At 48.6% G+C, this 17,478-nt stretch carries 25 protein-coding genes and 1 pseudogene; 19 read left to right on the forward strand and 7 right to left on the reverse strand.

The window, feature by feature from the left end; all coding sequences use genetic code 11:
• The first annotated feature begins 181 nt into the window (after nucleotides 1–181).
• Nucleotides 182–1,480 (forward strand): hypothetical protein, encoded by a 1,299-nt coding sequence (locus tag C2U41_RS11615; protein WP_016150497.1) that lies wholly within the window; start codon nucleotides 182–184, stop codon nucleotides 1,478–1,480.
• Nucleotides 1,481–1,674: 194 nt separating this feature from the next.
• Here C2U41_RS11615 and C2U41_RS11620 read toward each other — a convergent pair whose 3' ends face one another.
• The 5 genes from C2U41_RS11620 to C2U41_RS11645 all read right to left on the reverse strand — a co-directional run bounded on the left by C2U41_RS11620 (nucleotide 1,675) and on the right by C2U41_RS11645 (nucleotide 5,614).
• The gene (locus tag C2U41_RS11620; protein ID WP_016150499.1) at nucleotides 1,675–2,019 is read right to left on the reverse strand and encodes an antiterminator Q family protein; all 345 of its coding nucleotides are present in this window, start codon (nucleotides 2,017–2,019) and stop codon (nucleotides 1,675–1,677) included.
• Nucleotides 2,020–2,100: 81 nt separating this feature from the next.
• On the reverse strand, nucleotides 2,101–3,072 hold the full coding sequence (locus tag C2U41_RS11630) for a toprim domain-containing protein (protein ID WP_103848817.1): 972 nt from the start codon (nucleotides 3,070–3,072) through the stop codon (nucleotides 2,101–2,103).
• Complete coding sequence (locus C2U41_RS11635) at nucleotides 3,069–4,688, reverse strand: DEAD/DEAH box helicase (protein WP_103848818.1); 1,620 nt, start codon at nucleotides 4,686–4,688, stop codon at nucleotides 3,069–3,071. Before C2U41_RS11635 ends, C2U41_RS11630 begins: the two co-directional genes overlap by 4 nt.
• A 427-nt stretch (nucleotides 4,689–5,115) precedes the next feature.
• Nucleotides 5,116–5,403 (reverse strand): hypothetical protein, encoded by a 288-nt coding sequence (locus tag C2U41_RS29705; protein WP_103848443.1) that lies wholly within the window; start codon nucleotides 5,401–5,403, stop codon nucleotides 5,116–5,118.
• Nucleotides 5,396–5,614, reverse strand: coding sequence for a YdaS family helix-turn-helix protein (locus C2U41_RS11645; protein WP_233901296.1), 219 nt, complete (start codon nucleotides 5,612–5,614; stop codon nucleotides 5,396–5,398). Before C2U41_RS11645 ends, C2U41_RS29705 begins: the two co-directional genes overlap by 8 nt.
• 126 nt (nucleotides 5,615–5,740) lie before the next feature.
• Here C2U41_RS11645 and C2U41_RS11650 point away from each other — a divergent pair, with 126 nt between their 5' ends.
• From C2U41_RS11650 to cmoB, 18 genes and pseudogenes are all read left to right on the forward strand, one after another.
• Complete coding sequence (locus C2U41_RS11650; RefSeq protein WP_103848444.1) at nucleotides 5,741–6,409, forward strand: LexA family protein; 669 nt, start codon at nucleotides 5,741–5,743, stop codon at nucleotides 6,407–6,409.
• 143 nt (nucleotides 6,410–6,552) lie between these two features.
• Nucleotides 6,553–6,855, forward strand: coding sequence for a hypothetical protein (locus tag C2U41_RS11655; protein WP_103848441.1), 303 nt, complete (start codon nucleotides 6,553–6,555; stop codon nucleotides 6,853–6,855).
• A gap of 64 nt (nucleotides 6,856–6,919) precedes the next feature.
• The gene (locus C2U41_RS11660; protein WP_103848440.1) at nucleotides 6,920–7,306 is read left to right on the forward strand and encodes a S24 family peptidase; all 387 of its coding nucleotides are present in this window, start codon (nucleotides 6,920–6,922) and stop codon (nucleotides 7,304–7,306) included.
• A gap of 106 nt (nucleotides 7,307–7,412) precedes the next feature.
• A complete protein-coding gene (locus C2U41_RS11665) occupies nucleotides 7,413–7,766 on the forward strand; it encodes a hypothetical protein (protein WP_103848439.1) in 354 nt (117 codons plus the stop codon).
• Nucleotides 7,766–8,269: a hypothetical protein gene (locus C2U41_RS11670; RefSeq protein ID WP_103848438.1), complete on the forward strand. Its 504-nt coding sequence runs from the start codon at nucleotides 7,766–7,768 to the stop codon at nucleotides 8,267–8,269. The genes C2U41_RS11665 and C2U41_RS11670 overlap by 1 nt, the downstream gene beginning before the upstream one ends.
• A gap of 5 nt (nucleotides 8,270–8,274) precedes the next feature.
• Nucleotides 8,275–8,559, forward strand: a complete 285-nt coding sequence (locus tag C2U41_RS11675; RefSeq protein ID WP_146051398.1) for a hypothetical protein — start codon at nucleotides 8,275–8,277, stop codon at nucleotides 8,557–8,559.
• Nucleotides 8,552–9,310, forward strand: a complete 759-nt coding sequence (locus C2U41_RS11680; RefSeq protein ID WP_078310261.1) for a BRO-N domain-containing protein — start codon at nucleotides 8,552–8,554, stop codon at nucleotides 9,308–9,310. Before C2U41_RS11675 ends, C2U41_RS11680 begins: the two co-directional genes overlap by 8 nt.
• Nucleotides 9,307–9,732 (forward strand): hypothetical protein, encoded by a 426-nt coding sequence (locus C2U41_RS11685; protein ID WP_233901297.1) that lies wholly within the window; start codon nucleotides 9,307–9,309, stop codon nucleotides 9,730–9,732. The genes C2U41_RS11680 and C2U41_RS11685 overlap by 4 nt, the downstream gene beginning before the upstream one ends.
• Complete coding sequence (locus C2U41_RS29710; RefSeq protein ID WP_097724900.1) at nucleotides 9,729–9,953, forward strand: hypothetical protein; 225 nt, start codon at nucleotides 9,729–9,731, stop codon at nucleotides 9,951–9,953. Before C2U41_RS11685 ends, C2U41_RS29710 begins: the two co-directional genes overlap by 4 nt.
• Nucleotides 9,950–10,162 carry a hypothetical protein gene (locus tag C2U41_RS11695; RefSeq protein ID WP_059444897.1) on the forward strand — a complete coding sequence of 71 codons (213 nt, stop codon included), beginning with the start codon at nucleotides 9,950–9,952 and terminating at the stop codon, nucleotides 10,160–10,162. Before C2U41_RS29710 ends, C2U41_RS11695 begins: the two co-directional genes overlap by 4 nt.
• Before the next feature lie 281 nt (nucleotides 10,163–10,443).
• Nucleotides 10,444–10,620, forward strand: a pseudogene (locus C2U41_RS29715) (ATPase); the annotation flags it as partial.
• Nucleotides 10,620–10,982, forward strand: coding sequence for a hypothetical protein (locus tag C2U41_RS11705; RefSeq protein ID WP_103848435.1), 363 nt, complete (start codon nucleotides 10,620–10,622; stop codon nucleotides 10,980–10,982). The pseudogene C2U41_RS29715 and the gene C2U41_RS11705, both read left to right, overlap by 1 nt.
• 148 nt (nucleotides 10,983–11,130) lie before the next feature.
• Entirely contained in the window at nucleotides 11,131–11,367 is a 237-nt protein-coding gene (locus C2U41_RS11710) for an excisionase family protein (protein ID WP_019077032.1), read from the forward strand.
• A 55-nt stretch (nucleotides 11,368–11,422) separates the two neighbouring features.
• Entirely contained in the window at nucleotides 11,423–12,736 is a 1,314-nt protein-coding gene (locus tag C2U41_RS11715; protein ID WP_047400034.1) for a tyrosine-type recombinase/integrase, read from the forward strand.
• Nucleotides 12,715–13,488 (forward strand): DUF72 domain-containing protein, encoded by a 774-nt coding sequence (locus tag C2U41_RS11720; RefSeq protein ID WP_181013966.1) that lies wholly within the window; start codon nucleotides 12,715–12,717, stop codon nucleotides 13,486–13,488. Before C2U41_RS11715 ends, C2U41_RS11720 begins: the two co-directional genes overlap by 22 nt.
• 52 nt (nucleotides 13,489–13,540) lie before the next feature.
• Complete coding sequence (locus C2U41_RS11725; protein WP_003034689.1) at nucleotides 13,541–13,936, forward strand: MAPEG family protein; 396 nt, start codon at nucleotides 13,541–13,543, stop codon at nucleotides 13,934–13,936.
• 40 nt (nucleotides 13,937–13,976) lie between these two features.
• Nucleotides 13,977–14,720, forward strand: a complete 744-nt coding sequence (cmoA, locus tag C2U41_RS11730; protein ID WP_003034686.1) for a carboxy-S-adenosyl-L-methionine synthase CmoA — start codon at nucleotides 13,977–13,979, stop codon at nucleotides 14,718–14,720.
• Complete coding sequence (cmoB, locus tag C2U41_RS11735; RefSeq protein ID WP_003839177.1) at nucleotides 14,717–15,685, forward strand: tRNA 5-methoxyuridine(34)/uridine 5-oxyacetic acid(34) synthase CmoB; 969 nt, start codon at nucleotides 14,717–14,719, stop codon at nucleotides 15,683–15,685. Before cmoA ends, cmoB begins: the two co-directional genes overlap by 4 nt.
• A gap of 243 nt (nucleotides 15,686–15,928) precedes the next feature.
• Here the strand turns inward: cmoB and cutC are convergent, their stop codons facing one another.
• On the reverse strand, nucleotides 15,929–16,675 hold the full coding sequence (gene cutC, locus C2U41_RS11745) for a copper homeostasis protein CutC (RefSeq protein WP_032936856.1): 747 nt from the start codon (nucleotides 16,673–16,675) through the stop codon (nucleotides 15,929–15,931).
• Nucleotides 16,676–16,677: 2 nt separating this feature from the next.
• Nucleotides 16,678–17,244: a VOC family protein gene (locus C2U41_RS11750; protein WP_003034677.1), complete on the reverse strand. Its 567-nt coding sequence runs from the start codon at nucleotides 17,242–17,244 to the stop codon at nucleotides 16,678–16,680.
• Nucleotides 17,245–17,478 lie beyond the last annotated feature (234 nt).

Raw genomic sequence — 17,478 nt, forward strand, 5'->3', positions numbered from 1 at the left:
GAGTGCGAAAAACAAAAACCCCACCATTTCTGGCAGGGCTTCGATTGTTAAGCTATGTGTCGAAGTGACCACTCTTATCATGTTACGATACTTTTTGCGTACGCGTTAGTTATTTTCCCTTGAAAAACCTGCCAGCATGTAGGATAAACAGACTAATTAATTATTTTTTCGAGTGATGCCAATGACAGCTGAAATAGCAGTATATAACAAACTTGCAGTTTCACTTGCGGCTGATTCCGCAGTCACTATAACAGGTGGAAATACTGTAAAAATAAATAATGGTGCAGAGAAATTATTTGCATTAAGTAAACATCATCCTGTAGGTCTGATGGTCTACGGAGCAGGAAGCTTATGTGGTGTTCCTTGGGAAATGATTATTAAAGAGTATCGTCGTCAGTTAGGCAACAAAAGTTATGATACAGTTGAACAGTACGCTGCAAATTTTTGGAACTTTCTTTGTGAATGTGATCACATAATCCCTGATGATATTAAAAAAAATCACTTAGAAGATATCCTTCTTTACAATGTATTCCCTGGTTTCATGCAACACATTCAAGATAATCACATAAAAGGTTTTATTGAGCAGAACAAACATCAACCCAGCACATTAGAAACTTATAATATTTTGGAAAATGCGTGTAGAGAGTTCGTTAATAACTTTAACTCAAGTAATTTTTATGAAGGGTTTGATTCCCAAGATTTGACTAGCGCCATTGATTTTTCCACACCGATTGCGAAAGACGCTTGCGAAGCAATACTATATCAAGAAGATGGAGTAGAGTTACCAAGCACACTTATAGATGCACTTTCAACGATGTTCGCACATATTATATGCAGAAAATCTCCATTTGGAACAAATACTGGCCTAGTTATTGCCGGTTATGGAGAAAAGGAGTTTTTCCCAAGTATTTTAGCATATGATGTGATCGGTTTTTTTGGAAACAAACTTCGCTATTCACCAAATATGGATAAAAGTACAAGTGGTGGAGAAAGTGGTGTCACAGCTTACGCTCAAGAAGATGAAGTTAGTGCCTTCATGACAGGAATAAGTGGTGAGCTTCAAGATTTCATGTTCCCTAAAATTGAAAAAGGAACAGATAGCATCTTAAACGATGTAATTGAAAGAATTAAACAATCTTCACTTCCGACTGATGAAAGTGATGCTTTAATTGCCGATATTACGAATTTTGCAAATGAAGATTGGACGAAAACAACTGGTGAGATACGGGAATACATAATCGAAAACCACATTAGCAAAGTTGTGGAGATGATTGAGTTCCTTCCAAAGCAAGATCTAGGATACATGGCAGAGTCGTTGGTTAACCTCACCGCTTTCAAACGAAAAATCTCAAACGATAGTGAAACTGTTGGCGGTCCAATCGATGTTGCTATAATATCTAAAGGTGACGGTTTTGTCTGGGTTAAGCGAAAACATTACTTCGATAAAGAGCTTAACTATCAGTACTTTAATAGGAATTAATGAGGGAAACCATGTCTACTCAGCTTCAAACAAACATTGAACTACGCGAATGGCAGAAAAAATTTAACCCTTCTCAGCCGGTTAAAACCATAACTCCGTCGACAAAACGCTTGAGTAACGATAAGAACAGCAGCAAATACCTCCAACAAAGTTTTTTTAGCCGTTGAATTAGAGGGGGGCTATAGCCCCCCCTTCTAACCGAAAGTTGACAGCACCCCATCTATAAATCCTAATGCTGTTTGCAATTCCTTCCTGACCGTCCCATCAGAACACTTCCGCTTTTTCGCAATCGTGCGTAATGAGATACCGATAACAAAGTGAGCAATAATCAGTTCATGCTCTTCTGGCTTATATTTCCGCAGACGAGCCACACAACCGTCAATCATGATGCCCTCATCATCGTTACACTGAAGACGTGATTTTTTGCCGTGAGGTAGTAGCCCCTTAAACCCAGCGGCAATAGGTTGCCAGTCAACACCGCTACTGTCTGCCGCAGCCCAAGCCCCCCAGAGGTCCATTAGCTCATACATATCACGCATTGTCTTTTGCTCCTGTTCCTTTCACGTCGTCGCTGATATGCATTCCTTGTGGACTAAAATGTTTGAGCGATGCTTCCAGTTTCATGCGGCCACCTGCTGTTTTTTATAGAAAACCAGCTCACGAACCTGATCGCCGTTCATGAGCATATTGTTGAAATCATCGTGATCCGGCCAGTACACGCTCACGCGCTGCAGGTCATTTTTAGCCATCAGATTTGCGTGAGCGCATTCGCAGGCAGCAGCTAAACCCGTAGCGCTTGTCTCGTCGCGGTCGGCAAAAATAATCAGATGCTTAACGCCTGCCGGGACCCGGAATTTCTTCATAAAATTGGCGGTCATAGTCGCCCAGGTATTCACTTTGTAAATCTGATGTGCAGACAGCGCAGTTTCGATACCTTCAGCGATGCCAAGTGTGCTGGCGACCGGGAACATACGGATAGCGACCGAACGAGCGTGATCAAGATAGTTATCTTCCTGCAGCGATTTCTGCCGCTTGGCGCTGGCCCCGATGTCAGCTTTCTTTGCACCATCCAATAACGTCTGATGGAGGTAACACAGCTCCCCTTTATCGTCTGTTGCCAGTGAATAAATAGACTGGTATACCCGTCCGTTATGCCGTTGCTTGGGGTTGAGTCGCACGGCCTCAGCCGGAAGCTGATAAATACCGCGTGAATTCAGGTATTCAGCGCCGGATGTACCGCGCAGAGGAGACATTTTTGCAAAGTTGTTGAGTACCTTTCTCCGCAGCTTGGAAGCGTCGCTAGTCTCGGGAAGTTTGTCACGTCTGAACGTATTGCCGATCAGTGCATCGATTTCGCGGCAAACCTCGTTGAATGGTTTGCCCTGGGTTTCGGTAACCAGCTTAAGCCCGTCACCGTTGCCACAGGTGCATATCCATGTTCCCGCGCCGTAGCGGTTATCGATGCGGAACTTTCCAATCGAATCACACAGCGGGCACTTCCCCTTAAAGTGATTTTTACCGGTGATCGGCGGCAGTCCGTAATGCTCAAAAATCATGGCCCAATGGCCTTTTGCTGCTTCTACCGTTTTCATGCTCGTTTTCCTAACTGCTGTCTGATATCACTGACGCGATTAAGCGCCTGCTGAATTCTTTCCTGGGTAGGCTGCTCTTCTGCCTGTGCCTGCTGGCGCTGCTGAGCTTCGATTCGTTTAGCGAAGCTGATCCGCTTGTGCTTAATGAAGTTTGAGACTGTCGGAGTGATGTCCATCGGGTAATCGCTCAGGCCGTTCGGCCATACCCCAAAACGTTCGCGGAAGGTGTGAGAACACCAGGCATCGCTGACAGGCTTTTTCCCCAGCGATACGCGCTGGCGTTGATAGAATTTGATCTGACTCCACCAGGCTTGTTTCTCTTCCTTCGTCGGCTGGCGCTGCTCGCCCCCAAGTTTTTTGAGTTTTCGCCCGGTGTCGGTATCAATGTCCTCACCGGCCAGCGGCTTGTGGCCACATTTAGGGCAGACATAGACGCCAGCAGGCTTCATGAAGTGGCATTGCGAGCATTCGTGAGGCAGCTTTTCTGCTCGTTCCTCAGTTGCGCGGCGCGCGCCCTCCTCCATCCCGTCTGATTTACCCGGAAGATCGTCATATTCGATAGAGTCCGGATAACCCAAGCGGTGCACGGTGCCGCTGTGATCGAAGATGAGGCAGGACTCTTTACCCGGAGCGGTGCGCAAGCCACGCCCGAGCGCCTGCAGCCAGCGAATTTCGCTCTTAGTTGGCCTGGCGTAGATGATGCAGCGAACATCGCTGTCGAACCCGGCAACCAGCACCCCTACACTGACGATGATTTTTGTGGCGCCAGTTTCGAAGCGGTGAATGATGGTTTGGCGTTCTTCCGCAGGCGTATCTGCAGTCATAACCTCTGCATTTACGCCAGCCTGGTTAAACTGAATAGTCAGAAAATTAGCGTGGTCTACGTTGACGCAGAACGCGATTGTCGGCAGGTCCCGGCCGTTCTCCAGCCAGTTTTGGACGATGTCGCCCACCAGCGTGGAACCGCACATGATCTCCGCCAGCTGCGCCTCGTTGTAGTCGGTACCGTACTGCAGGGATGGAGAGGTTTTAACTCCTTTCAGATCCGGCTTCGTGGGCGCGTAAAATTCGTATTTGCTCAGGTCGCCGCGCTGGATCAGCTCGCCGATGGTGGTTGGCTTAATCAGTCGGTCATAGTATTTGCCCAGGAACGGGGAAAACGGTGTACCCGACAGTCCGATCACTTTCACGCCTTTTTCGCGCAGGCGTTCGATATCCTGCAGGATGCGTTTTTTTCTCAGGTGAGCTTCGTCGATAATCAGCAGATCGATATTGTCAGGAAACACGCGACGAATAAGCGTATCGGCGCTGGCGATTTGTATTTTGAGGGTAGGATCGTAGTTTGGGTGATCCGCCCAGACATAGCCGATTTCATCACCCGGCAACCCATACTCCACAAAACGGTTTGCGGTTTGGGTTATGAGGATCTGGTAAGGCGCGCAAAACATTACCCGCATGCCACGACTGACGAACCCGGCAACGATGAAGGCGGCCAGTCCTGTTTTACCGCTGCCCGTCGGCGAGTACACCATGAAGGTTTCTGTATCCTTCCAGTTACGGCGCAGCTGGTTAAGTGCTCGTTCCTGTGCAAAATTCGGTGTGATCGTCAGCTGCATTGTGCGGACCCCGCGGTGATGAGATAATAATTCTGTGATGTGGTTTTCATGGATTCCCCCTCACATGGCTGGTGGCCTCCCCAAAGGCTGCCAGCCTCCCTTCTGATTCAGCTCCCCTGAAAAATCACTCTTCCAGAAAGAACCCTTTTTGTTTCTCAGCGCCTGAGCGCCTTGTACTTGTTTGCTGATACAGGCGTTTTTTAATTGCGCCCTTAAGACAGTGATCTACTTAACCAATGGATCTCTCCTGTTGGAAAAGACCCTATTCCTACCCCTACACCCAATCCCCCCTTACCCCCCCTTTCCCTCTTCCCCATAAAAACGTACTACTTACCTAGTACATACGGGGAATTGAGTTAGTGAGTTGCCAACCTGAACAGGCACCTTTAAGCCTGCTTTTGTCCGGGTACCTTTAAACCCGCAACAATCAGGAACGCGGTGGCGTTCCGGCCAGGGGAGGTTCGGCGGTATACCCCTGTAAAGCCCTGCCGTGATTTCTCACAAACAGGCGAAGCCGCATATTGGCTTCATGCCTTGCCCGGTTCTCCTTGCGGTATGAAACGGGCTCGGCTTCGAACGATTCCTGATACACAGTCGAGTAGCGTTCAATAGCTTTCTGTCGTGCGGATGGTGCTAGGGTTATTAGTTGCTTATGAATCCACTCTGCGTCTGCCTGACTGTATGTTTGCGGCATAACAGTTCTGTTATCAGCCATGATTGTGCCGAAGCAGCTCTGGCCAAATTTTCTGCCAGTTATTTGGTTTGAGTGATTTACGAGAAACCTCTCCTCCGCTGTGGATCTCAATTTGAGCGCAGATTTCAGGACCGATAGGTTTACCGGTACTCATTACCTTTCTGAGGTAGTTGAGCGTAGTCCCACAATTGAGCGCGAATTGCTTCTTCTCTTCAGGCGTTAAGTTCGCCATGTACGTCTTCAGAGCTTCCATAATTGACCTCTGTTTAAATTCTCAGTTGATATTACCCGCAGGTATCAACATAATCAATACCCATAGGTTATTTACCAACGGGTAACAAAGGATAAAATGAACGCTATGGATAAATACGAAAAACGTCGTTTACGACTCATCCAATTGAGGGATGATTACTGTGATGGGAACGCCTCAAAACTCGCTCGGAAGATTGAGCGAGAGCCTTCCTACGTTCTAAGAATGCTTTGGCCAGAAGGCAAGGCAGGTAGAAAACGCATCGCCGACAATATGATCGAAGTTATCGAAAAATCGTTCGGCTTACCTCGAGGATGGATGGACGGCATTACCCAAGAAAAATCGAACGTAGAATTAGTACAACAACCAAATCCAGGGAAGAGTTATCCAGTGATCAGTTGGGTTAGTGCAGGGGCTTGGGCAGAGGCAATAGAACCTTATACCTTGGATGATGTTGAAGAGTGGTGTGAATCTGATGCTCATGTTGAGGGTGAAGGTTTTTGGCTACGGATCAAAGGCGACTCTATGACTTCCCCTGTAGGAATGAGTATCCCGGAAGGGATGATGGTGCTCTTCGATACGGGACGTGAAGCTAAACATGGAAGCCTAGTGCTAGCAAAGCTAATTGATGCCAACGAAGCCACCTTCAAAAAGCTGGTTATTGATGGTGGAGATCATTTCCTGAAACCATTGAACCCTTCCTATCCGATAATTCCTATAAACGGGAACTGCAAACTGCTAGGCGTTGCAGTCGAAGCTAGATTAAAAATTATCTGATTAAACCCGCTTAGGCGGGTTTTTTATTACCTTTAAAATCAAAGCCCTAAAAAAAACACAAAAAAATTATTACCCACAGGTATTGACCAATCTTATTACCCATAGGTATGCTTCACTCATCGGCAAACAACGGAGCCAATAAGATGAGCGTAACTGTAAACCACAAGCCAGTCAGCCAAGAATTTGATATTCACACCAAGCTCAAAGAAGCCAATTCTCATTGGTCATATCTTTACGCTGCGCAGCCACATGAGAGTGAATTTAACTACCAATTTAACACAACGTTTATTGGTGAGATGGAATTCGCTGTTTACGAACGCATCGATAAATATTTCGTCCTGGTTGATTTTTTTAAGTCATACGATGAAGCATGTGATGCTGCTAAAAAAATCATTGATGACCATCCTGACATTAAAAAAAATGTTCTCTGCCATTTAACTAACTAATTAACCATCTAATCATAAATAACACCTTTTTGGGTGGGTACAAACTCACCCTGAGGAAATAAAAATGCAAAATGCTATCGCAATTAACAAACCAATTAAAACGCCTCAAATGCTGTTCGGTTCAGACAACATTAATGACTTTGGCAACCGCGTGCAGAGCTGCGTGATGGAAGGTGACTCAATGCAGCCCACCATCGAACCATGTGAGGTTGTGGCTTTCGTTGATTGCGGTGGCCGAGCGCTAACCCCTGGCATTTATGTTTATACGATGGATGTATTTGGCCGTCCGTGCCTTTTTATTAAGAGGGTTGAGCCATTAGTTTGTGGTTCATTGAAAATTATTTCGGACAACCATCATTACGAAACCTTCACCCTCAATACCGATGAGCTGAAAGATATAAAAATTCACGGTCGGGTAGTCGCTTCTTTAGCTGTGAGGCGCTTCGTATGACTTTCATTAAGGATAAAACGGCATACAGATCAGCATGCCTCTATGCGTCCTGCGGTTACGAGGTAATCGCTATTCTTTATCTTAAGAAAGCTTATGGGTACTAACTATGAATATTATCGATACCTATCGACGCCGAATTTCTAACGCGGCATTAGCGCGACTCCAGCGTAAGACTGGTGGAAACCTGCTGATTATAAAACTTCCAGATAACAAAATTGAAACCGTAGAAGTAAATGAGCATTTCATCAATCAGTTGTTATTACGGTTTGAAGGATTAACTCGAGGAGGGCTTAACAGATATGAGGGTGACTCCACTATCAAAAACGCATATCAAAATGCCATAGAAATTAATAAACACACCGAATACCTGACAGATTCAGGGAAATTAATTATCGACGAACTTCTGAGCGAGGTTGTTGATTACGTGAAAAAGAAACATACAAGCGGAGGAATTAACTGATGGCAGGAAATAACGAAAACATCAAGCAACTTGTCGCAAGGCTGAAAGATATCCACGAAAGGACGGGTATGAATTTCCCTGCATGGATGATGGATGAAAAACGCAGTGGCGACCACGAGCTAACTGCTGCCGAGCAGCACGAGTGGGCTGAAATCATCTGTAAGCACATGCGCGGAACTGTCGCCCTTACCTACCTGATTGAGTGCGAAAAACGCTGGGGACTTCGTGACGGTGAATACCAATTTAAAACTGGTGAGTTTGTTTTTGGCTTAACGCGGCAGCTTATCGAGAACCTGCTTATTGAACACGTAGAAGGCGCACTGCTCGAGCAAAAACCACAGGAGCGATATCTGGCTGTCTTCCAGTTCTACTCCGCCAACGATCAGCGCCTGAAAGAAGACGGTCATTCGTGGTTCAGCGGTTTTCTCGACGAGATGTTTATGGATCTTGCTGTTCGGTTACGTGTCGGCGAAGCAATACCCGTTCAACACATTTTGCACTGAGGTAAATGATGATGAAAAACGAACTTATCACTGCGTGGTACTGCGTCACATTCATGGTGACTGAAAATGCCGAGCGCCGCGAATATTCAATCTTTGTCGGCAGTAGTAGCGAAATGGAGGCTGTAGTTTCTGCGACTGCTGGGCTCTGTAAGGGGCATGCTGAATTCAGCGAACCAGCATTCAAATCTATCCGCATCGCGACCTATGGCGAGGCCGAATCGCTTGATGCAGAACTTGATGCAATTGCCGTACGAGAAGCAAAGGAACTGGAGGAAGAAGACAATGAGTAATCAACTGATGAAATTTAACTCGTCGGATCTCGGCATTTCTCTGAGCGGGATGCTTTACCAGGGGAAACCAGTATTTGATGCCGTTGAGCTGGCAAAATCCCTGGGTTACGCAAATCCGGCTGACGCGCTAAAAACTCACTGCAAGTCATTGATTAAACTCAATTATAGCGAATCGCGAGAATTGGGTTTTAACGACAAAATTCGTGGCATGCAACTTGCGTCTGAATCTGATGCTTACCGGCTCATTCTCCGTAGCCAGCTTGCTTCCGCTGAACGTGTACAAGACTGGGTATGCGAAGATGTTCTGCCATCTATCCGCGAAACTGGCAGCTATAGATACCAACGCCCTAAATCTCAGGCGGAGATCATTGCCGAAATGGCCCTGCTGAATGTTGAGCAGGAGCGTCGCCTTAACCACGTTGAGGACAAGGTCGTTGAGGTTACCGAGCTAGTAGATCATATCGCTCGTGGTGCAACGCCTCCTGGTTGGGCTGGATACTCGGAATTGAAAGCACTGTGCGGACTTTCAGATGCAAAGTGTCGCCAGTTAGTCTCCGCTTATGACATCGACCATAAGCCTATCCCATTTATTGCGCCTGGAGGAACCAAATCCACCATGACCATTGTGCGTGAGCAGCCATTTATGACGGCATTCACCAAAATGATGTTTGAAGCTGAACCTCGAGGCACCCGGTGGTATCACCCTAAGATGGGGCTGTTCCAGGTGATTGGATGGGAGGGTCAACAGTGAACAATAATGAAATTTGGGTACCGGTTGGCTCTGTTGAGCTGGCCCACCAGCAAGCGCTGATATGGGTGTCTGATGCCTACCTGTTCCACTTAGTCAGCATGCACCGTCGCCCGGTGTACCGCCATCAGTACGGGGATATTTCACTAGACCAACCAGCCATTAAGAGCTTTATCGATTCGTATTTGGAAGATAAGGGATGGGATATGGAAAAACGCCGTGCCCATTACATCAACATTCTGGACCTCATTAAATATATGCACCGCAGTAATTCTGACTTCATCGACTGGGGGACTGTACCAACACTAACCCCAAGGGGCATCCGATGGATGAATGCTTGCTTCTCGCGGCTGGGCGAAATGGTTAACAGCTATGGTGGATGGGAAAACTACACAAAAGAAACTGCCGGAGATTCAATTTCATGAAAATCCAATACCAGGACTATGGCGCCGTAGCGAACATCGTGATCACCAGTACTGTGTTTGAGTTCCGTAAACATAACCGCGTGGTAGACGCCACACTGCTCTGCACACCAGGAATAGTTGCAAACCGTAGTGGAATGTTCTTCATGAAGACGGTTTTGTCCGGAAAATCTCGCGATATGTTGCGAGCCTACAAGACAATTCAACGAGAGGCGACACGATGAGCAAAGGCCAGCATTCAGCTTACCCATGCCCGCGCATTGATACTCCCCGTGGCATGACTTACCGCCAGCACCTCGTTGTGCAGATAGCGCCGGTAATGCTCACGAATTTTTTTAGCAATGATGCCTGGCAGGATTACGACGACCTAGCCAGAACTCTGGTGATGGCTGTAGATGCCATCATCGAAGCTGAGCGGGAGACGGCGAAATGAGCAAAATCACTAACCCTGTCGTGCTTATCCATAAGCGCGAAAACAGTGATACCTACGCTGTCGCGATCACCAATGGCAGCCAGGACTATCACGACGCCGTTCTGATGGCGACGATGGAACCGGATATGGCCGGTGATGATGTAGATACCTGGAGCAAAACCGGTTACTACATGGCGGCGGAGATTCAGCGCTTACGCCAGCAGTTGATCGCCCCTTTAAGTATTGGGGAGTTAATTCAGCGTCTTGAATCGCAGACTAGCGACCACTGGGAGAGAGTGGTTTGCGATGTCACTTCTGGTAAACCGTTGACCATCACCCTGCCAGATATCACGTCAAAGGCGTTCTGGAGCGGTACCGGGAAAAGCGAGGTATTCCATCCGGAAAGCTATAAGCGCTGGGTAAAAGAAGCTATAGAACGAGCCTGTGTTATCGCAGGGATCGGTGTGGAGGTGAAGTGATGCAAAAATCATTTATCAATACAGACAATCTGAACTCTGTAAATGACTGCCTCCAGCAACTGGTAATCGCTGAAAAAACACAACTGAGCATTGAAGACCAGTTGTCCAACTCAAACAGTAGTAGTGAATGGAGTGCGTGGCGCAAAAAGGCAGAGAATGCCTTACGGGTTGTAAAAGCGAAGCGTCGCATCATCACAGCCCGTCTTGCTGTTCTCCGCCAGATTGAAAAAGAAAACAACATGCAACTCCACCAGCGACACAACGATTACCTGGTTGCTGAGTTGAAAAAGATTGTTACGCCGTCGTCGTTTGAGCGTTGCGTTCGTCGGGTTGATGAAAAATTGGAGGGATCAATTGAATAAGGCATTTGAAATCTGGGTGCGTCAGCGGTACGGAAACCGCTACGACCTCTCGAGGGATCAGGAAGGATTCTACTGCCGGGAAGTGGTTAAACGAATGTTCGAAACGTGGTGCCACTGCCGTGGCCTGAACGTGGTGTGAGGCGGGTATATGAGCAATGTTATTCAGTTAGCTCCTAACGATTGGGTTTGTGAAAGTGTTCTGATCGCGGTGACCGGGCTCAAGCCCGGTACCATCCTCCGGGCCAGAAAAGAGTGCTGGATGGTTGGGAGGGAGTATATCCACGTATCACCTGACGGGAATCCAAAACCTTCCAGTGAGTGCATGTATAACAGAAAGGCTGTAGATGCCTGGGTCGCTTCAATGAAAAGCAAGCAGCCAGGATGATTTGATGCCATGAAAAAGGTAAGCTCGTATCGCTCTTGGGCGTCTGGAGGTATTAATGGATAAAATCACATATCCAACAGGCGTCGAAAACCACGGTGGCAGTCTGCGCATCTGGTTTAATTTTAAAGGTAAGCGCGTCAGGGAAAACCTCGGTGTCCCTGACACCGCTAAGAACAGGAAGATCGCCGGGGAACTGCGGGTGTCGGTATGCTTTGCCATCCGCACGGGAAGCTTTGATTATGCTGAACGGTTTCCAGATTCACCTAACCTTAAAATTTTTGGGTTGGGCAAGAAAGAAATCACAGTGAAAGAACTCGAAGAGAAGTGGCTGGATCTGAAAAAGATGGAAATCAGCGCGAACGCGCACAAACGGTACGAGTCGGTCGTGGCAGTTGTTGTACCGCTGATCGGGGCTACCCGACTAGTGACAGCGATTGAGAAAGAAGAGTTGCTGTACATCAGGAAAGAGCTTTTGATGGGTTATCAGTGCGCGGCAAAGGGCAGGATCCCTGTTAAGGGCCGGAGCGCGGTCACCGTCAATTACTACATGACGACTATCGCCGGAATGTTCCAGTTCGCCGCCGATAATGGGTACATAAAGGCAAATCCCTTTGATGGAATAAAGCCATTAAAAAGGGCCAGGGTGGAGCCAGATCCGCTCAGCCGTGATGAATTCATCCGTCTGATAGATGCGTGCCGGCATCAGCAGACGAAAAACATGTGGTCACTGGCGGTGTACACAGGTGTTCGTCACGGAGAACTGGTTTCCCTGGCATGGGAAGATATAGACCTTGAAGCGGGTACAATAACAATTCGCCGTAATTATACAAAACTGGGCGAGTTCACACTACCGAAAACGGACGCCAGTACGGATAGAGTGATACACCTCATTCAGCCAGCCATCGATGCGTTAAGGAATCAGATGGAAATGACTAGACTCGGGCAGCAGTATCACATCAACGTGCAATTGCGTGAATATGGTCGAACAACGCAGCACAGCTGTACATTTGTCTTTAACCCTAAGATAGTCCGTCGAAGTAAGGATGTGGGGGTTATCTACAAGGTTGATTCGTTTGGTGACTCGTGGGACGCAGGGTTAAAAAAGGCGGGGATCAGGCATCGAAAAGCTTACCAGTCGCGCCACACTTACGCGTGCTGGTCACTGGCCGCTGGCGCCAATCCAAGCTTTATAGCCAGTCAGATGGGGCACGCTAGTGCGCAAATGGTTTTCAATGTGTACGGCGCATGGATGGCAGACAATAACGCAGAGCAGATCGCAATGCTGAATCAGAAGCTGGGTGATTTTGCCCCATTGATGCCCCATAGACCACAAACTAGCAGTAGAGGATTATTAAAATCAGTAAGTTAACCCCTAACGCCCGTCATGTTAACTGCGTGGAGGGCAATACCACGCTGTATGCGCTGCCTAAAGCCGATATTGTTGCCCGCTGGCAAGCACAGACCACCGATACGTTTCGATTTTGTTTTAAGTTTCCGGCGACCATTTCGCATAAGGCCGCGCTGCGTAATTGTGATGACCTGGTGCAGGAATTTTTTACGCGCATGTCGCCGCTGGGATCGCGCATTGGACAATACTGGCTACAATTACCCGCGACTTTTAGCCCACGCGACTTGCCTGCCCTGTGGCAGTTTCTCGATGCGCTCCCCAAATGCTTTACCTACGGTGTGGAAGTTCGCCATCCAGACTTCTTTGCCAAAGGCGAAGCCGAACAGCTATTTAATCGCGGGTTACACGAGCGTGGAGTAAACCGGGTGATTCTGGACAGCCGCCCGGTACATGCCGCAATCCCACATACCGAAGCGATACGTGACGCCCAGCGCAAGAAACCGAAGGTTCCGGTGCATGCGGTGGTGACGGCTAACCATCCGATGGTACGCTTTATCGGCAGCGATGATATGGCACAAAACAGCGCGCTTTTTGCCGTCTGGCTGACCAAGCTGTCACTATGGCAACACACCACGACGCCGTATCTGTTTTTGCATACGCCGGACATCGCGCAGGCCCCGGAGCTTGTTGATACACTATGGTCAGATTTACGCAGTGCTCTGCCAGAGATCGGATCAGCACCGTCTATTCCACAGCAATCTTCTCTTTTCTGAAAATGCCACCTATCATAGTCAAGGCCATCAGCCATTTTAAAAGGGAGTTTGTATGGTAAGCGCGCTTTATGCCGTATTGGGTGCGTTATTGTTAATAAAGTTCTCCTTTGACGTTGTTCGCCTGCGCATGCAATATCGCGTTGCCTATGGCGATGGAGGTTTTAGCGAACTGCAAAGCGCTATCCGCATTCACGGTAACGCGGTGGAATATATTCCCGTCGCGTTAGTGCTGCTGTTATTTATGGAAATGAACGGCGCAGAGACGTGGATGGTGCATCTTTGCGGGCTGATGTTGATTGCCGGACGACTGATGCATTATTACGGATTCCACCATCGGCTTTTCCGCTGGCGCCGTTCAGGCATGAGCGCAACCTGGTGTTCGCTGTTGCTAATGGTGCTGGCGAATCTTTGGTATATGCCCTGGGAGTTGGTTTTCTCCCTGCATTAGCGCACAATACGCCACTTTATTTTTCCCGGATTTTTACGTTATGTCTCACCGCGACACGCTTTTTTCTGCGCCTATCGCCAGTCTGGGTGACTGGACCTTTGATGAACGGGTAGCTGAAGTCTTCCCGGATATGATCCAGCGTTCCGTTCCTGGCTATTCCAATATTATTTCTATGATTGGCATGCTGGCCGAACGTTTCGTACAACCCAACACGCAGGTCTATGATCTGGGCTGTTCTCTGGGCGCGGCGACGCTCTCGGTGCGTCGCAATATTCATCACGAGAATTGCAAAATTATTGCTGTCGATAACTCCCCGGCGATGGTTGAGCGCTGCCGTCGTCACATCGACGCTTATAAAGCACCGACTCCGGTTGAGGTTGTCGAAGGCGATATTCGCAACATTACTATCGAAAATGCTTCGATGGTGGTGCTGAATTTTACCCTGCAATTCCTTGAGCCACCCGAGCGCCAGGCGTTGTTGGATAAGATTTATCAGGGGCTGAATCCCGGTGGCGCGTTGGTGCTATCTGAAAAATTCAGCTTCGAAGACGCGAACGTAGGCGAGTTGCTGTTCAACATGCACCACGACTTCAAACGAGCCAATGGCTATAGCGAACTGGAAATCAGCCAGAAGCGCAGCATGCTGGAGAACGTGATGCTCACCGACTCGGTCGAAACGCACAAAGCGCGACTACATCAGGCCGGCTTTGAGCACAGTGAGTTGTGGTTCCAGTGTTTCAACTTTGGCTCTCTGGTGGCGTTGAAAGCTGAGGTTAGCGCATGATCGATTTTGGTAACTTTTATCAGTTGATTGCCAAAAATCACCTGTCCCATTGGCTGGAAACACTTCCGGCGCAAATCGCTGCCTGGCAGCGCGATCAGCACGGTCTTTTTAAACAATGGTCAAACGCCGTCGAGTTTCTGCCCGAGCTAACGCCGCATCGTCTGGACTTACTGCACAGCGTTACCGCAGAAAGCAAAGAGCCGCTCAGCGAAGGTCAGCTTAAACGCATAGACACCCTGATGCGTAACCTGATGCCATGGCGTAAAGGACCGTACTCGCTGTACGGCGTCAACATCGATACCGAATGGCGTTCCGACTGGAAGTGGGATCGCGTCCTGCCGCACTTGTCTGATCTCACCGGACGTACCATTCTTGATGTCGGTTGCGGAAGTGGCTATCACATGTGGCGCATGATTGGCGCGGGCGCACATCTGGCGGTCGGTATCGATCCGACCCAACTGTTCCTGTGCCAGTTTGAGGCGGTGCGTAAACTGCTGGGCAATGACCAGCGCGCGCATCTGCTGCCGCTGGGTATTGAACAGCTTCCGGCGCTCAACGCCTTTGATACCGTATTCTCCATGGGCGTGCTTTATCACCGCCGCTCGCCGCTGGAACACCTGTGGCAGTTAAAGGATCAGTTGGTTAAAGATGGCGAACTGGTACTGGAAACGCTGGTCGTCGAAGGCGATGAAAATACCGTGCTGGTGCCGGGCGATCGCTACGCCCAGATGCGTAACGTTTACTTTATCCCGTCTGCACTGGCGCTAAAAAACTGGCTGGAAAAATGCGGGTTTGTTGATGTGCGCATTGCCGACGTATGTGTGACCACTACCGAAGAACAGCGCCGCACCGAATGGATGATTACCGAATCGCTGGCCGACTTCCTTGACCCGAACGACCACAGTAAGACGGTGGAAGGCTACCCCGCCCCACTGCGTGCGGTATTGATTGCGCGTAAACCGTAGTCATTTTTGTCAAATGACTATTACGTATAGCACCATTTCTCCAAAATAGTTCGGTTTGCAACAAGGCGGCGACGCAGCAAATCCCTGGGAGCGTAGATAACTACGTGACCGGGGTGAGCGAGGAAAGCCAACACAGTTGCAGACCGAAATATGCAGGAGAAGGAGAAAAAAAGGCCCCTGTTGAAATTGCAGGGGCCTGGTACGAGCAAGCATCATATTGGGCGACATGATGCAACGGTAAAATCAGCTGGCCTGATGGTGTGCAATGATTGCTTTCATTTCAGCAACCGCCGCCCCGTCTACCGCATAGCGAGAATACTCATCCGCCTGCGCATCCGAAGACATCGACAACCCCGAATTGCGATAACGCATTGGTGAAGCCAGCCATACTCCGGCAGAACTGTGGACTTCCTGCACCCCAGCATCAAGGAACAGGGACAAATTCGAGGCGCGAACCCCCGCTCCGGCCATAATGATTGGAGCACCAGGCTGCGTAATAAGTTCCATTATTTTTGTTAAACCTTGCGCCGCATCTGATTTTTGCCCGGAGGTGAGTACTCTGGCGATGCCCAAATCAGCTAATTTTTTAAGCGTATTGAGTGGGTTAGCACACATATCAAAGGCACGATGAAAAGTGACTTGCAGTGAACCGGCGGCGATCATTATTTTCTCCATGCGCGGCATATCGACATCGCCATCCGCATCTAAAATGCCGGTCACCAGCCCTGAGAACCCTAGTTCTCTGACCATCGCTATATCATCCAGCATTGCAGCGAATTCACCTTCGGTGTAACAAAAGTCGCCTCCACGTGGACGAATAATGGGATTGACGGGAATCGAAATGTGCTGGCGAACAGAACGCAAGACGCCCAGCGAAGGCGTTAAGCCCCCTTCTTTGGGTGCCGAGCAAAGCTCAATACGATCCGCGCCGTTTTGCTGAGCCGTGCGCGCGCACTCCATGCTGTAACAGCAGATTTCCAGTATAGTCATGCTCACTCCTGACGTTCGCTTGCCACAATGGTTTCAATCGACCACGGGTGGAATTTTATCGTCACGCTACCATCGCTAACCGCCAGCGTCGGATTCGGTAAACGTTCACGTTCTCCTTTTGGCGAGCTGGTTTTCACAAATATACCAGGTTGACTCAGACCGTGATCGGAAAGCAGCGCCAGCGCTCGCGCATTCAGCGTTTGTGCCTCACCCGGCAGAACAATTTCAATATGTTCCCAGCCTTCATGTGGGTAACGTTTTTCGCCCGGCCACGGCAGTTCGACGATGGAAAATTGCCAATGTTGCACACAAACCGGCTCATGCAGTTTAAAAAGACAAATAGGTCTGCCGTTAATGATGTTTTCTGACAACAATTCACCGCACTGTTCAAACCCGCGACGCCAGCGTTCTGCAGTGGTATTTTGATGGCAACGCAAGGAAATGTGATCGGCTTCCAGGCCTGTGATATCCAGCCCAAGACGGGTAGAAAGTTCCGTTAATGCCTGCGTGAAATGCGGTAAATCTGCAGAAATATCCTGTAGTTCTGCAACGGTTTGCCAGTTCGCCATATTAAAAGCTCATATCCATGTTCAAAGTCGCTAATTTACTCTGTTGCGCTGCGCCATCCAACCGCTGTTTTCTCCGAACACATCATGGATAAATTTACGCCATTGCATGGTTTACATTTCAGGCTACTGGCGGTACACACAATGCTGACGGCAACGGGCATTTGCAGTATACTCCCGCCCTTAATTCTTAAACTGGTGCGGTGAATTTTAGGCCGCTTCATAAATGTAAGGTAT

It is taken from the genome of Citrobacter freundii complex sp. CFNIH4 (genome assembly GCF_002934505.1).
GTDB classification, from domain to species: Bacteria; Pseudomonadota; Gammaproteobacteria; order Enterobacterales; family Enterobacteriaceae; genus Citrobacter; species Citrobacter freundii.